This window comes from Thermodesulfovibrio sp. 1176 (assembly GCF_029946585.1).
Taxonomy (GTDB): Bacteria; Nitrospirota; Thermodesulfovibrionia; order Thermodesulfovibrionales; family Thermodesulfovibrionaceae; genus Thermodesulfovibrio.
In genome coordinates this window covers 252,390-267,935 of sequence record NZ_JARZRZ010000003.1, presented here as the reverse complement: position 1 = coordinate 267,935, position 15,546 = coordinate 252,390, and the positions used below count along the sequence as shown (strand labels likewise).

The window sequence follows — 15,546 nt, the reverse complement described above, 5'->3', positions numbered from 1 at the left end:
GTTTTTATAGTTCTTGCATTTCTTTTGAGTTTAATGGCTTTAAGTGGCTTTTTGTCATTTTTTAATTTAAAAAATATTCAAATTTTTTTATTGTCTCATAACGATATATTTGCCCAGACACCAGGATATATAAAAATTGAATTAAAAAATAAATATTTTCTTCCCTGCTTTTTGATAAGAATAAGGTTAGAGGATAATGAAATCATTTTACCTTTTGTTAAAGATAAAATTCTTGTTAATTTACCTGTAATATTTCAAAAAAGAGGGAAGATAAAAATTTCAGAAATCTTTGTATCTTCCTATTTTCCCTTTTATTTTTTTAAAAGAATTCTCCGATTACCCATTGATTATGAGGTAATAGTTTTTCCAAAACCTATTAAATGTGATTTTTCTAATCTATTAAATGAGGGCAAAACAAAGTTAGAGACAACTTTAACAAGGGGTAGTTCTTTTGAAGGTGAGATTACAGGAGTAAAAGAATACAGTATTCAAGACCCTCTTAAATATATTCACTGGAAAGCTACTGCTAAAACTTCAGAACTAATGACTAAGGAATTTTCTCCATACAGAGGTAATCCTGTAATTTTAAAATTAACAGATTTCCAGGGAGATATTGAACAAAAAATTAGTAAAACAACCTATGCTATCCTTAGTCTTTCAAAAAAAGGTATACCAATTGGATTGAAAATAGACAATACTGTTTATAAACCCGATTTAAGACCAACTCATATAAGGAAACTTCTTTATGCTCTCTCTGTTTATTAGAGAAATAAAAACCGACAATTTACTCTTTATCTTTTCTATATCCACAGTTTTTATTGCCCTGTTAGGTATTGTTTCTTATATATCAAATACAACAATATTACTCTCTTTCTTCATATTTTTGCTTAGCATATTATTTTATTTTAAGGGAAAAACTATAAATCAATGGCTAATAAATATAATTTCAGTAATTTTGTTGATTTATCCTTTTTTAGGTTTTTCTATTGAGGATATTGTTTTACCCTCTACAGAGGCTTTAACATTAATCACAGTTATAAGATTATTAGGTAAAAAAACATTAAGAGAATATTTTCAGATTTATCTTCTTTCAATGCTTCTTTTAGTAGCCTCAACTCTTTTTGATATATCATGGGTTTTTCTAATAAGAGTATGTCTAATACTCATTTTAACTGTATTTTCTATTTTAATCATTACCTATACAAAAGAAACTTCTCATACTTTTATTGAAAGGAAAATTCTGGTCGAATTATTAAGATATGCACTTATAATAACTATTTGTTCCATACCTTTGAGTTTTCTTTTTTTCTTCTTTTTACCAAGAACTCCCTATCCATTACTTGACATAGGATTAACAAAGGCAAAAACAGGATTTACATCAACAGTAAATCTTGGAAGTGTAGCTTCTATAGAAGAAGACAGAACTGTAGTAATGAGGATTACAATGAACAGAATTCAAGATAATCAGTTGTATTGGAGAATGATAACCTTTGATACCTTTGATGGTACAAAATGGATTAAAAAAGAAAATTTAAACTTAAAACCAACGGTTACCGGTGAAAAAATCAGATATACAGTTTTATTTGAACCATCCTTTGAAAACTACATTGCTGTCCTTGATTTTCCATCTATTGTTTTTTTACGAAATCTTATTTTAGAGTATCCTGGAGTATATAAAACAGAATCACCAATTGATAAAACTTTAAAATATACTGCCGAATCTTATTTAAACTTTAATTTATATGAAAGTGAACCATCAAAAATTTATCTTCAAATTCCGAAATTAATTTCTGAAAAATTTAAATCACTAACTGAAAACATAACATCAGAGGCTAAAGATGAAAGGGAAATAATCAATAAAATACTTGCTTTTCTTGGAAACTATGAGTACTCTTTGAAAGTTCTTCCAAAGGGAGAAAATCCGGTAGAAGATTTTATTTTTAAAACGAAAAAAGGAAACTGTGAGTATTTTGCAACCTCTATGGCTCTTATGCTTCGCATTAAAGGAATTCCTGCAAGGGTTGTAGGAGGATTTAGAGGAGGCAGTTATAATCCTTTCGGAGGCTACTATATAATAAGAGCATCAGATGCCCATTTATGGGTTGAAGCCTGGATAAAAGGACAGTGGGAAAGATTTGACCCATCAGGAACAAGACAAATTAGAGTTACTGAACCTGTTATTTTCAACATACTTGACTATATATGGCATAATGTTATTATAAATTACGATTATAAAGCCCAGATAAAACTTGCCACTGCTATAAAAAAACCTGACATAAGGTTAAATAAAAAATATCTCTATATTGCTTTTACTTTAATATTAATACTTGCTTCATTTAAAATACTCAGAATTTATCAAGAAAAAAAGAAACCATTAAATAAATTTTTAAATCTTATGAGAAAGGCTGGTTATGAGCGATTATCTAATGAAGGACTGGAAGATTTTGTTCTTAGAATACAGGACAAAAGATTAAAAGAAAAAGCTCTTAATTTTGTTGAAATTTATTATAAAATATATTTTAAAGACCAAGATCTAAAAAGACAGGATTTAAAACTTTTTAACAAAATTTTGGAGAATATCAATGAAATTATTAAAAACAAGTGATGTAAAAATAGTCGATGTAATTAAAATACTTGAAAGGGATGGAATAATAATTTATCCTACAGAGACTCTTTATGGTATAGGCGTTAAGTATGACAATAAGAAACTGCTTAAAAAAGTTTTTGAAATAAAAAATAGACCTTCTGAAAAAACTTTTCCTTTGATTATAAATTTAAATCACTTAGATTTATTAGTTTCTTCAATTCCTCCATTGGCACAAAAATTAATTGAAAAATATTGGCCAGGACCTTTAACTTTGATTCTTCCTGCTAAAGATGGATTACCAGAGGAAATTACATCAAATAAAACTGTAGCTGTAAGAATGCCAGGAGAGTCCTTTGCTTTAGAATTAATCAAAAATTCCCCTTTCCCTATAACTGCCACATCTGCCAATATTTCTGGCTATCCAGCTGCTTCTGATATTGAAACAGTTCTGAAATATTTTGAAAAAAGTGATATTACTCTCTTTATTGATGGTGGAAGTTTACAAGGAATACCTTCCACTATAGTAGATGTTACGATAACTCCTCCAAAAATAATTAGAAAAGGTGCTATTGATATAGATTTATCTTTTTATTGAGAGAACTTCAGGTATTTGATTTATTTTATTAATTATATCTGATAGATGATTTCTGTCTTTAACCTCTATAGTGAACTCAATTAATGCTCTTTTATCAGATGTAGAATTTGCCTTTACTGCAGTAATATTTACATTGTTTGCTGAAAGTAAACCCGTAAGATTTGCAAGAATTCCAGCTTTATCTAAACATTCTAAACTTATTTTTGTCTGTACCTTTGAAGAACCATCGGATGTCCAAAAAACCTCGATTAATCTTTCTTTTTCCAGATGTTTAATATTTTCACAGTCCTTTCTATGGACAGAAATACCTTTTCCTCTTGTAATAAATCCAATAATATCATCTCCAGGCACAGGCATACAACACTTTGCAATATGATACAAAACCTCATCAACACCTTTAAGAGAAATAAACTGTTTGTTATCTCTTCTTTCTGCTGGTTTTTTAATTGTAGTTATTTCTTCTCTCTCACTTTCTGGAACTAATTTGTTAATAACTTGGTGAACAGAAATTTTAGCATGTCCTATTAGGAAATAAAGATCTTCTAAAGATTGAACGCTAAAGGATTGTAAAACATTATCTACTTTATCTGACTTAAGAATTGAGCTTGATATACCATGTTTTCGTAATTCGGCTTCAAAAAGTTGTTTCCCTATATTAATTGCCTGCTGTCTTTCTTCCTGTCTTAAATAATGTTTTATTCTATTTTTGGCTCTTTGAGTAACTACAAATTGGAGCCAATCTTTTCTTGGCTTTTGATGGGGACTTGTTATGATTTCTACAACATCTCCACTTTGAAGCTGATAATTAAGTGGGACTATTCTTCCATTCACCTTTGCTCCTGCACAATGGGCACCAACTTCAGAATGTATAGCATAGGCAAAGTCAACAGGAGTTGCTCCTACTGGAAGTTCTTTTACATCACCCTTTGGAGTAAATGCATAAATTGTATCTGGTATTACTTCAGCTTTTACTGCATCAAGTAATTCTTTTGGGTCTGAAATTTCTTTTATCAATTCCCTTAACCATGCAACAATTTTAGTTTCTCTTTCGTTTAAATCCTTTCTCTCCTTGTATCTCCAGTGAGCTGCAATACCTTCTTCAGCAATAATATCCATCTCCTCAGTTCTTATTTGAAATTCTACTCTTTCTCCACCAGGACCAATAACTGTAGTATGAAGAGACTGATAGTAATTAGATTTGGGAAGGCTTATGAAATCTTTAAATCTTCCAGGAATAAGTGTCCATTGAGAGTGAATCACGCCAAGGATATCATAACAATGTGGAACCGTGTCTGTAATTACTCTGATTCCTATAACGTCATAGACCTGTTCAAAGGGTATTTTTTGTTTAATCATTTTTTGATATATACCGTAGTAGTGTTTAACCCTTCCAAAAATTTTAATAGGAATATTCATTTCTTTTAATTTTTCTGAAAGTATACTGATAATTTTATTTATATATTCCTGTTGTTCTTCCTTTCTTTTTGCTACTTTTTTTATAAGGTCTTCATACTCTTCAGGATATAAAACTTTAAAAGAAAGATCTTCAAATTCATTTCTCATCCATCCAATACCCAACCTATTTGCAAGAGGTGCGTATATTTCAAGCGTTTCTAATGCTATTCTTTTCTGTTTTTCAGGAGGTAAAAATTCAATGGTTCTCATATTATGAAGTCTGTCTGCAAATTTTATTAAAATAACCCTTATATCTTTTGACATAGCAAGAAACATTTTGCGAAAATTTTCAGCCTTTGCTTCTTCAACTGTTGAAAATTGTAGTTTACTTAGTTTTGTAACAGCATCAACAAGAAAGGCTACTTCTGGAGAAAACATATCACCTATATCATCAATGGTCATATCAGCATCTTCAACTGTATCATGAAGAAGTCCTGCTGCAATAGTAGCTGAATCAAGTTTCATATCTGCAAGAATATCAGCTACTGCTAAAGGATGATAAATATATGGAATGCCTTCCTTTCTAATTTGAGCGCAATGAGCTTCTCTTGAAAAAATATAAGCCTTCCTGATAAGTTCAATATTTGCCTTAGGCCTATACTTTAAAACTTTATTAATCAAATCTTCAATTGTTAACATATTTAAATATCCTCCATTTTTAGTTTAATATATTTATCATGGATAAGCTACTAATTTTTGGTGGAACGCCTTTAAAAGGTTCGGTTACAATAGGCGGAGCAAAAAATTCTGCTCTTCCAATTATGGCATCCACCCTTCTTGCACAGGGACAACATATTTTAAAAAGAATCCCTAAACTAAGAGATGTATATACAATGGCAGAACTATTAAGAAGAATGGGAGCTCAAGTTTCAATTGAAAACAATAAATGTTTTATTGATACTGAAAAAATATGTAATTTTGAGGCATCCTATGACCTTGTAAAAACTATGAGAGCATCAATTTTAGTTCTCGGTCCTCTTTTAGCAAGATTTGGTAAAGCTAAGGTATCACTGCCTGGGGGATGTGCAATTGGAGCAAGACCTGTAAATTTACATATAAAGGGACTTGAAAAGATGGGAGCAAAGATAGAACTAAAAGAAGGATACATTATTGCAAAAGCCAATAGACTCAAAGGAACAAAGATTTACTTTGATATTCCAACCGTAACTGGAACAGAAAATCTTATGATGGCTGCTACTTTAGCAAAAGGATTAACAATAATAGAAAATGCAGCGAAAGAACCTGAGGTGGTTGACCTTGCCAATTATCTCTTAGCAATGGGAGCCAAAATAAAAGGAGCAGGCACAAGTAATATTGAAATAGAAGGACTTGAGACATTAAATCCTCCACCTCATTATGAAATTATCCCAGACAGAATAGAAGCAGGTACATTCATGGCAATAGCAGGAGCCTGTGGTTCAGAAATATTACTTAAGGGATGTAAAATTGAACATCTCGAAGCAATTATTTTAAAAATGAAAGATGCAGGAATAGAAGTTATAGAAACAGAGGAAGGATTAAAAGTTAAGGGACCAAAAAGACCCAGACCTGTTGATATTAAAACTATGCCATATCCTGGTTTTCCTACTGATATGCAGGCTCAGTTTATGGCAATGATGTCAATAGCAAGTGGAACTTCTGTGATAAAAGAGACAATTTTTGAAAATAGATTTATGCATGTTGCTGAATTAAGACGAATGGGTGCAGATATATCTGTTGAAGGAAACACCGCTACGGTGAAGGGTGTAAAGAAATTAAAAGGCGCACCCGTTATGGCTACTGACTTAAGAGCATCTGCATCTCTTGTAATAGCTGCATTGATTGCAGAAGGTGAAACCATTATTGATAGAATATATCATCTTGACAGAGGCTATGAATCTTTAGATGAAAAATTAATTTCTCTTGGTGCAAAAATAAAAAGAATTAAATAATTAATTTTTTAAAGTAAGTAAAAACTCCAAAATTGCTTTTTCAGTGTAAAGCCTATTTTCTGCTTGGTCTAACACCACACTTTGAGGACTATCAAGAACTTCATCTGTTATTTCTTCTCCTCTATGAGCTGGAAGACAATGCATAACAATTGCATCTGATTTTGCTTTTTTAAGTAATTCTGTATTTAACTGAAAACCCTTGAATTTTTCTTTCTTTTTAATATTTTCTTCTTCACCCATGCTTAACCATACATCGGTATAAATTACATCAGCATCTTTGACTGCTTCTTGAGGATCATGAAAAATTTCCACTTCTGTAAATGTTTTTGCTTTTTCAATAATTTCCATTAAAGGTTCGCATCCTTCAGGAGTTGCAATATTTATCTTAATTTCAACCAAAGCACTTGCCTCAATTAAAGAATTTGCCACATTGTTGCCATCTCCTACAAATGTCAGCTTAATTCCTTGAAGTTTTCTCTTTTTTTCAATAATTGTCATCATATCTGCCAATGCCTGACAAGGATGATGTTCATCAGTTAATGCATTTATTACTGGAATTGTTGACCATTTTGCAAACTCCTCAATTGTCTTATGTGAAAAAGTTCTAATTACAACTGCATCAAGATATCTTGAAAGCACCTGGGCAGTATCTTTTATTGTCTCTCCTCTTGAAAGTTGTAATTCTCTGGGACTAAGATACACAGGATATCCACCGAGCTGATATATAGCTACTTCAAAGGATACTCTTGTTCTTGTTGATGGTTTTTCAAAAATCATTCCTATACTTTTACCTGGTAAAGAATTTTTTGAAAAACCTCTATTAGCTTTAAAATCAATAGCTCTTTTTATTAGATATGTAAATTCTTCTTTATTTAAATCTGATACCCTTAGATAATCTCTTTTCACAACAGTCCCTCCTTAATTGCTTTATCAAGAATAGAAATAGCCTCGTCAATATCATCCTTTTCAATTATTAAAGGGGGAGTAAATCTTAAAACCGAACCATTACCTGCAGTTCCTACTAATAGTCCTTTTTCCATACATTTTTTAACTAATGGATCTACATTCTGTAGAAATTCTACTCCAATTAAAAGCCCCAAACCTCTTATTTCTTTAATAAATTCTGAATATTTTTCCTTTAATGTATTCAACTTTTTAAAGAAATACTTCGATATTCTTTGACAATACTCAAGAAGATATCCATCCTCAAGAATTGTCTCCAAAGTTGCTACCGCAGCAGCGCAAGCAACAGGATTTCCACCAAAAGTAGAAGCATGGGTTTTTGGGACAAAAGCTTGAGCTATTTCATCTTTTGCAAGTATTGCACCTATTGGGATTCCTCCTCCAAGCCCTTTTGCAAGAGTCATTATATCTGGCTCAATTCCATAATGCTCATAAGCAAATAATTTACCTGTTCTTCCTATTCCTGTTTGAACCTCATCAAAAATGAGAAGAATCCCATTTTTATCACAGATTTCTCGAACTTTCCTTAGATAATCTTTATCTGGAACATAAATTCCTCCCTCAGCTTGAATTGGCTCAAGAATAACCGCGCAGGTTTTATCTGATATAGCATTTTCAATTGCTTTAGCATCATTAAAAGGAACAAATCTAACTCCCTCAAGTAGAGGTTCAAAACCATAATGATATTTTTCCTGACCAGTTACCGAGAGACTTCCAAAACTTCTTCCATGAAAAGAATTTTTAGCTGATATAAATTCATATCTTTCATTACCGAATTTATTTTTCATGTAGATTCTTGCCAGTTTTAATGCACCTTCATTTGCTTCGGTGCCTGAATTACATAAAAATACTCTGTCTGCAAAGGAATTTTTAATTAAAATCTCAGCAAGTTTTAACTGGGGTTCTGTATAGTAAAGATTTGAAACATGAATTAATCTTTGGGCCTGTTTTTGTATAACCATAACAACCTTTCTTGGACAATGACCAAGCACATTTACTGCAATCCCAGCAAGAAAGTCAATATATTCCTTTCCATTTACATCCCAAACTCTTACTCCCCTTCCCTTTCTTAAAACAATAGGATATCTTGCATATGTAGGCATGAATAACTTGTCAGTTTTAGCTATAATTTCCCTGTCTTCCATAAAGCTTTATAATACCATAAATTAGTTATTTAATGGTATAATTTTAGATTAATGAAAAGGGTGTTAAGAAAAAGAATGATAGAGATTAGAAATAACATTGAAATAACTAAAAAAAAACAAAAAGATGAGAAAATTGCTTCGAAATTCTTGGATTTTTTAGAAAATAACAGTTTCAAATCTGTACTTCTTTATGCATCTTTTGGAAGTGAAGTTGATACATGGAAAATTTTTGAATTATGTAAAAAACTTTCAATAAAAACAGCCTTTCCAAAAGTAAATGAAAAGGATAAATCTTTAGATTTGTATTGGATAGAAAGTTTAAAAGAATTATCAGAGGGATACAAATCAATTTTAGAGCCATGCACTGAAAAAAAGGCTTCTTTAAATGATATAGAAGTAATCGTAGTGCCTGGATTAGCCTTTGATAGAAATTGTTATAGAATCGGATATGGTGGTGGATATTATGATAAACTTCTATCAAAAAAAACAGGACTTGCAGTTGGTTTAGCCTATGAAGAACAGATTATAAATGAAATTCCAATTGACAAGCATGATAAAAAATTAGATTTTATAATTACAGATGAAAGGGTGATAAACTGTGTTTGACAGAAAAAAAATTGAAGATGGAGTAAAACTTATTTTGGAAGGGATAGGAGAGCAACCTGAAAGACCTGGGCTAAAGGATACTCCTTTACGCATTGCAAAAATGTATGAAGAAATTTTTAGAGGATTGCTTCCAGCTGAAGATGATTTATTGAAATGTATCGAAGGTGAAACTCATGATGAGATGGTTTTAATAAAAGATATTCCCTTTTATTCAATGTGTGAACATCATCTTTTACCTTTTTTTGGCTATGCTCATATTGCCTATATACCTGATGGAAAGATTGTTGGATTAAGCGAGCTTCCAAAGGCTTTAGATTATCTTGCAAAAAGACCACAGGTTCAAGAAAGACTTACAAGTCAATTAGCTAATCTACTTATGGAAAAGCTGAAGCCAAAGGGATGTATGATAGTAATTGAAGCAGAACATCTTTGTATGAGTATGAGAGGCGTTAAAAAACCAGGAGCAAAAACAATCACCTCAGCAGTAAGAGGAATTTTTAGAAAAAGTCAAGCAACGAGACAGGAAGCTCTGGAACTAATTAACAGAAAGGAGAAGTAATGGAAACAAATATTTTAAATGGCAAATTTTTAGCTTCAATTATAAAAGAAGAAATCAAGTATGAAGTCTTTGAACTTCAAAAAAGAGGTATTAAACCATGTCTTTCTGTAATATTAGTTGGAGAAAATCCATCATCTCAAAAATATGTTTCCCTTAAAGAAAAAACCTGCAAAGAACTTGGTATTGAGAGTGTTTTATTTAAACTTCCTAATGATACAGAAGAAGAGGAATTAGAAAATTTAATTGACGATTTAAATAATAATCCGTCGATAAATGGAATTCTTGTTCAGTTACCCTTGCCAAATCATTTAAACCAGAATAAAATACTGCAAAAAATAGATCCAATTAAAGATGTTGACGGATTTACCCCCTACTGTCTTGGTAGACTTCTTACAGATAATCCTCTTTTTATTCCTTGCACTCCAAAGGGAATATTAAAAATGCTTGATGTTCACGATATACAAATAGAGAAAAAAAATGCTGTGGTTGTTGGAAGAAGTATTATTGTTGGAAAACCTCTTTCTTTACTTCTTTTAAGAAGAAATGCAACTGTTACTATTTGTCATAGCAAAACAGAAAATCTCGAAGAAATCACAAAAAAGGCAGATATACTATGTGTTGCAATAGGAAAACCCCAGTTTATCACTGCAGATATGGTTAAAGAAGGAGCGATTGTAATTGATATTGGCATAAATGTTACCTATAATGGAAAAGTCGTAGGAGATGTAGATTTTGACTCTGTAAAACAAAAAGCTTCTTATATTACTCCTGTTCCTGGGGGTGTGGGACCTATGACTATTGCAATGCTTATGGAAAATACTTTACATGCTGTAAAACTTCAGAAAGGATTACTCTCATGATTGTTACCAAACAAAAGGACATTAAAGAACTTGTCAAGTATATAGATAAATTCAACTCCTTTTTTCTAATTGGATGTAGCGAGTGTGCAACTCTATGTGGAACGGGAAGTGAAGAGGCTATATTGAAGTTAAAGGAATGGATTGAATCTCAAAATAAAAAAATAACTGGTTGGCTTATTGCAAAAACAGGTTGTCAGATTTTGGGGACAAAAAAAGAGTTAAAACAGTACAAGGAAGTAATCGATGAAGCTCAATGTATACTGGTTCTTTCCTGTGGAGCGGGTACACAGACAATTACTGAATTTTTTGATTCTAAACCTGTAATTCCTGTAAATGATACTTTATTTATAGGTAATATGCGACGATTTAGAGAATTTGAAGAGAAATGCCGTGCCTGTGGTGAATGTTATCTTATTTTTACAGGTGTCTGTGTTGTTACTTTATGCCCAAAGTCTATGTTAAATGGTCCCTGTGGTGGTTATAAGGATGAAAAATGTGAGGTTAATCCAAAAATGAAATGCGCATGGATAACTGCATATAATATTTTAGAAAAAAAAGGGCTTGTTGATTCTTTTTATAATGGTCTATTGGGGCCAAAAGACTGGTCAAAGTCTAATTCACCAAGATTCTCTGGAAAGGAGAAGTAAACTTTGACAGAACTTAGAAAAAAATTAATGGAAGGTGAAATTGTAATAACTGTTGAAATGACTCCACCTAAGGGTCCTGACGTTACTTCTCTTGTTGAAAAATTAAAGGAACTTAAATTTTTAACAGATGCTGTCAATTTTACAGATAATCCTTCAGCAAAAATGCGTATGTGCTCAATGTCAGCTTGTAAGATTTCTTTGGATTTAGGCTTTGAACCGGTTTTACAAATGAGTTGTAGAGACCGAAACAGAATTGCTATTCAATCAGACCTGCTTGGTGCACATGCTTTAGGAATTAGAAATTTACTCGTAATGACAGGGGATCATCCAGTATGGGGTGATCATAAAGAAGCAAAAGCAGTTTATGATATTGATTCATCATTATTGATTAAATTAGTAAACAATCTTAATAATGGATTAGACATCAACGGAAATAAACTTAATGGTAACACTGACTTCTTTATTGGAGCTGTTGTAAACCCAAATGTTGACCCCCTCCTGCCTCAGCTTAAAAGATTTGAACAAAAACTAAAAATGGGTGCTCAATTCTTTCAAACACAGATGATCTTTGAATTAGAAAAACTCGAACAATTTATGGATTTTGCGAATAAATTTAATAACGTAAAGATTATTGTTGGTATTATAATTATAAAAACAAAAAAAATGTTACAATTTATCGCAGAGAAAATTCCAGGAGTTGTTGTGCCACAGTGGTTGATTGATAAAGTCAATACCTTAAATGACAACGATGTTGAAAAATTTGGAATAGAATTTGCAAGTAATATTATTTTAAGTATAATAGATAAAGGTCTTGCTAATGGATTTCATATAATGGCAATATCAAAGGTTGAAGAAGTGAAAAATTTATTAAATTATATTAAAATTAAAAAGATATAAGTTATGGGCATTGTTGGTGCAACATCACTTGGGCAGTACTTAGTTAAAAAGGGAGTTATTACAGAAGAACAGCTCCTGCAGGCTGTTAGAGTTCAAAAAATAGAAGGAATCAAAATTGGCTCTGCATTGATGAAATTGGGATACATTAATGAAGAGCAACTCTTTAACTCCCTAAGTGAAATTTATGGGTATCCTTTAATTAATATTTTAAAAATTGATAAAGATCCTCAGGTTATTAAATTGATCCTCCAAGAAATTATGAAAAAATATAAAGTAGTTCCTTTTGGAAAAGAAAGTAGCACAGTAAAGGTAGCAATTTGCGATCCATCAAATACAACAATAGACTATGTAAAATTCCTTCTTACTGGTTTTAATTTGGATATATATCTTACCAAATACTCAGATATGATGCAGTATTTAAATGAGGCAGACAAAAAATCAGCAGAAGAAGAGAAAAAATCAGATAATTTCAATGAGCTAATTGAAAGTGCTGTTATAGACATGACAGCTATTGATGAATCAGAAACAAAAGAAGAAGAAACTATTAAAGTAGATGCACCTATAATAAAACTTGCCAATAAAATTATTTTTGACGCAATAAAAATGAAGGCAAGTGATATTCATATTGAACCCCACGAAAAAGGAGTAACAGTAAGATATAGAATTGATGGAGTTTTACATAATATTTTGAATTTACCACTTCAAATTAAAAGTGCTTTGACAACACGATTCAAAATAATGTCTCATCTTGATATTTCAGAGAGAAGACTCCCCCAAGATGGCAGGATAAAAGCAACAATTTCAGGAAAAGAAGTTGATTTCAGAGTATCTACTTTACCAATAATTCATGGAGAAAAGGTTGTCTTAAGGATTCTTGAGAAAGGTTCTTTACAACTTGATTTAACAAAATTAGGATTTGAGGAAATTTCCTTACAGTTTTTCTTAGATGCCTTAGAAAAACCCTATGGAATGATATTAGTAACTGGTCCAACTGGTTCAGGCAAAACCACAACCCTTTATTCTGCTTTAATGAGACTTAACAAACCTGAAGTAAATATAATGACTGTTGAAGACCCAGTTGAATATAGCTTTCAGGGAATAAATCAGGTTCATGTAAAAGAAGAAATTGGATTAACTTTTGCAGCTGCCTTAAGATCCTTTTTAAGACAAGATCCAGATATAATTATGGTCGGTGAAATAAGAGATTTTGAAACAGCTGAAATTGCTGTTAAAGCTGCTTTAACAGGACATCTTGTATTAAGCACTCTTCATACAAATGATGCTCCAAGTACAATTACAAGGTTGATAAATATGGGTATAGAACCATTTTTAATTTCATCCTCTGTTTTATTGGTTGTTGCCCAAAGACTTGTAAGAAAACTTTGTCCCCACTGTAAAAGAGAAGAAACTGTTTCAAAGGAAACTCTGTTAAAATTAGGTTTTACAGAGGCAGAAATAGAAAATTTAAAAATATACGGGCCTGTTGGATGCTCAGAATGTAATCTTACAGGATACAAAGGTAGAATAGCTCTCTATGAAGTAATGCCAATAACTGATGAAATAAAAGAAATGATTCTGACAGGAGCTACATCTTTAGATATAAAAAGGCAAGCTGTTAAAGAAGGAATGTTAACTCTAAGAAGAAGCGGACTTCATAAAATAATGCAAGGAATCACTTCTATTAAAGAAGTTCTGCGCGCTACTTTCGAGGATTAAATGTCTGAAGACATATACACTGACTATCTTATAATCGGCAGTGGTGTAGCCGGTTTAAGAGCAGCAATTGAACTTTCAAAAAGAGGGAATGTTTTAGTTGTAACTAAGGATTTACCTACAGAAAGCAGTACAGAGTATGCTCAAGGAGGTATCGCAGTTGCCCTCAGTGATGAAGATGAAATAAGTATCCATTATGAAGATACAATAAAGGCAGGAGACGGACTTTGTAATGAAGAAGCTGTAAAAATTCTTGTAACTGAAGGACCTGAACGTATCATTGAATTAATAAATTGGGGAGCAGAATTTGATAAAGAAGGCTCAAGACTTGCATTCACATTAGAAGGAGCTCATTCACGAAAAAGAATACTTCATGCCCATGGTGATTCAACTGGCAGAGAAATTGAAAGGGTTTTAATAAATAAAGTTTCTACCTTAGAAAATGTGAAAAAAGCTTCCTTTACAATGGCATTAGATTTAATTATAGAAGATGATCAGTGTTTTGGAGCTTGTCTATTAAAGGATTTTAAAATAATCAGATGTTTTGCTAAAGCCACATTGCTTGCAACAGGTGGTGCCGGACAAGTCTATTCAAGAACAACAAATCCAAGAGTCATTACAGGTGATGGGATGGCAATGGCTTTTCGGGCGGGTGCATATCTGAAGGATATGGAATTCGTTCAATTTCATCCAACCGCTCTTTATAAAAAAGGTGCTCCCAATTTTTTACTTAGTGAAGCTATGAGAGGTGAGGGAGCTATTTTAAGAAATATTCTCGGAGAAACATTTATGGAAAATTATCATCCCCTCAAAGAATTAGCTCCAAGAGATATAGTATCAAGGGCTATAATTTCTGAAATGGTAAGAACAAACAGCCCTTATGTTTACTTAGATATAACCCATCTGGATAGTGATTTTATAAAAAAAAGATTTCCAACTATATATTCAACATGTTTGAATTATGATTTAGACATAACTAATCAGCTAATTCCTGTGTCTCCTGCTGCCCATTATATCATGGGTGGTGTAGAAACAGATATTGATGGAGCAACTAATATAAAAGGTTTGTTTTCAGCTGGTGAAGTAGCATGCACAGGCGTTCATGGAGCAAACAGATTAGCAAGTAATAGTTTACTTGAAGGACTTGTCTATGGTTATAGATCAGCCTATGGAGCAATAAAATATGTAGAAGGATTTGAAAAATTTAATTTTTTAAAGGATACTAAAATCAAAGGTAAACCAGATTATATTAACTCAGCAGAAATGTTAAGTATAAAAAATACTCTGAAGGAGACAATGTGGGAAAAAGTTGGAGTTATAAGGTGTGCTGAATCTTTACAAATAGCAAAATCCATCATAAATTCTCTATATGAAAGATTTGCAAATTCTTTATTTTTTGACCCTTTATCAATAGAAATTAAAAATATGATAACAGTAGGTTTGATAATTACAGAATCTGCTCTTGCAAGAAAAAATAGTGTTGGAGCCCATTTTAGAACAGACTATAAAGAAAAATTTCCAAACTGGCAAAGACATATAAGAGTAAGAAATATAAATGAAAGAGTCGAAGTTTTTTAATCTATAAAGA

14 protein-coding genes are annotated in these 15,546 nt (G+C 31.8%); 11 read left to right on the top strand and 3 right to left on the bottom strand.

Going from position 1 to position 15,546, the window contains the following annotated elements; all coding sequences use genetic code 11:
• The first annotated feature begins 33 nt into the window (after positions 1-33).
• From QI155_RS07225 to QI155_RS07215, 3 genes are read left to right on the top strand one after another with little or no spacing between them, the layout of a single operon-like run.
• Positions 34-765 carry a DUF58 domain-containing protein gene (locus QI155_RS07225; RefSeq protein ID WP_068861722.1) on the top strand — a complete coding sequence of 244 codons (732 nt, stop codon included), beginning with the start codon at positions 34-36 and terminating at the stop codon, positions 763-765.
• On the top strand, positions 746-2,605 hold the full coding sequence (locus tag QI155_RS07220) for a DUF3488 and transglutaminase-like domain-containing protein (protein ID WP_281321351.1): 1,860 nt from the start codon (positions 746-748) through the stop codon (positions 2,603-2,605). The genes QI155_RS07225 and QI155_RS07220 overlap by 20 nt, the downstream gene beginning before the upstream one ends.
• Entirely contained in the window at positions 2,583-3,182 is a 600-nt protein-coding gene (locus QI155_RS07215) for an L-threonylcarbamoyladenylate synthase (protein ID WP_068861533.1), read from the top strand. Before QI155_RS07220 ends, QI155_RS07215 begins: the two co-directional genes overlap by 23 nt.
• Here QI155_RS07215 and QI155_RS07210 read toward each other — a convergent pair.
• A complete protein-coding gene (locus QI155_RS07210; RefSeq protein WP_281321350.1) occupies positions 3,168-5,276 on the bottom strand; it encodes a bifunctional (p)ppGpp synthetase/guanosine-3',5'-bis(diphosphate) 3'-pyrophosphohydrolase in 2,109 nt (702 codons plus the stop codon). The two genes, QI155_RS07215 and QI155_RS07210, sit on opposite strands and share 15 nt — an antisense overlap.
• A 38-nt stretch (positions 5,277-5,314) precedes the next feature.
• Here QI155_RS07210 and murA point away from each other — a divergent pair, with 38 nt between their 5' ends.
• Complete coding sequence (murA, locus tag QI155_RS07205) at positions 5,315-6,568, top strand: UDP-N-acetylglucosamine 1-carboxyvinyltransferase (protein WP_068861531.1); 1,254 nt, start codon at positions 5,315-5,317, stop codon at positions 6,566-6,568.
• Here the strand turns inward: murA and argF are convergent, their stop codons facing one another.
• Positions 6,569-7,474 carry an ornithine carbamoyltransferase gene (gene argF / locus QI155_RS07200; protein ID WP_068861530.1) on the bottom strand — a complete coding sequence of 302 codons (906 nt, stop codon included), beginning with the start codon at positions 7,472-7,474 and terminating at the stop codon, positions 6,569-6,571.
• Positions 7,471-8,676 carry an acetylornithine transaminase gene (locus QI155_RS07195; RefSeq protein ID WP_068861529.1) on the bottom strand — a complete coding sequence of 402 codons (1,206 nt, stop codon included), beginning with the start codon at positions 8,674-8,676 and terminating at the stop codon, positions 7,471-7,473. The genes argF and QI155_RS07195 overlap by 4 nt, the downstream gene beginning before the upstream one ends.
• A gap of 51 nt (positions 8,677-8,727) precedes the next feature.
• On the opposite strand from QI155_RS07195, the gene QI155_RS07190 reads away from it, so the two are divergent.
• The 7 genes from QI155_RS07190 to nadB are packed head-to-tail and all read left to right on the top strand — an operon-like array spanning position 8,728 to position 15,536.
• A complete protein-coding gene (locus QI155_RS07190; RefSeq protein WP_281321349.1) occupies positions 8,728-9,282 on the top strand; it encodes a 5-formyltetrahydrofolate cyclo-ligase in 555 nt (184 codons plus the stop codon).
• The gene (gene folE, locus QI155_RS07185) at positions 9,275-9,841 is read left to right on the top strand and encodes a GTP cyclohydrolase I FolE (RefSeq protein ID WP_068861527.1); all 567 of its coding nucleotides are present in this window, start codon (positions 9,275-9,277) and stop codon (positions 9,839-9,841) included. Before QI155_RS07190 ends, folE begins: the two co-directional genes overlap by 8 nt.
• A complete protein-coding gene (gene folD / locus QI155_RS07180) occupies positions 9,841-10,701 on the top strand; it encodes a bifunctional methylenetetrahydrofolate dehydrogenase/methenyltetrahydrofolate cyclohydrolase FolD (RefSeq protein WP_068861526.1) in 861 nt (286 codons plus the stop codon). The genes folE and folD overlap by 1 nt, the downstream gene beginning before the upstream one ends.
• Complete coding sequence (locus QI155_RS07175; protein ID WP_068861525.1) at positions 10,698-11,348, top strand: methylenetetrahydrofolate reductase C-terminal domain-containing protein; 651 nt, start codon at positions 10,698-10,700, stop codon at positions 11,346-11,348. The genes folD and QI155_RS07175 overlap by 4 nt, the downstream gene beginning before the upstream one ends.
• Before the next feature lie 3 nt (positions 11,349-11,351).
• Complete coding sequence (locus QI155_RS07170; RefSeq protein WP_281321348.1) at positions 11,352-12,245, top strand: methylenetetrahydrofolate reductase; 894 nt, start codon at positions 11,352-11,354, stop codon at positions 12,243-12,245.
• A 3-nt stretch (positions 12,246-12,248) separates the two neighbouring features.
• Positions 12,249-13,961, top strand: coding sequence for a type IV-A pilus assembly ATPase PilB (pilB, locus tag QI155_RS07165; RefSeq protein WP_281321347.1), 1,713 nt, complete (start codon positions 12,249-12,251; stop codon positions 13,959-13,961).
• Positions 13,962-15,536, top strand: a complete 1,575-nt coding sequence (nadB, locus tag QI155_RS07160; protein ID WP_068859145.1) for an L-aspartate oxidase — start codon at positions 13,962-13,964, stop codon at positions 15,534-15,536. It abuts the gene before it with no gap.
• The last annotated feature ends 10 nt before the right edge of the window (positions 15,537-15,546 follow it).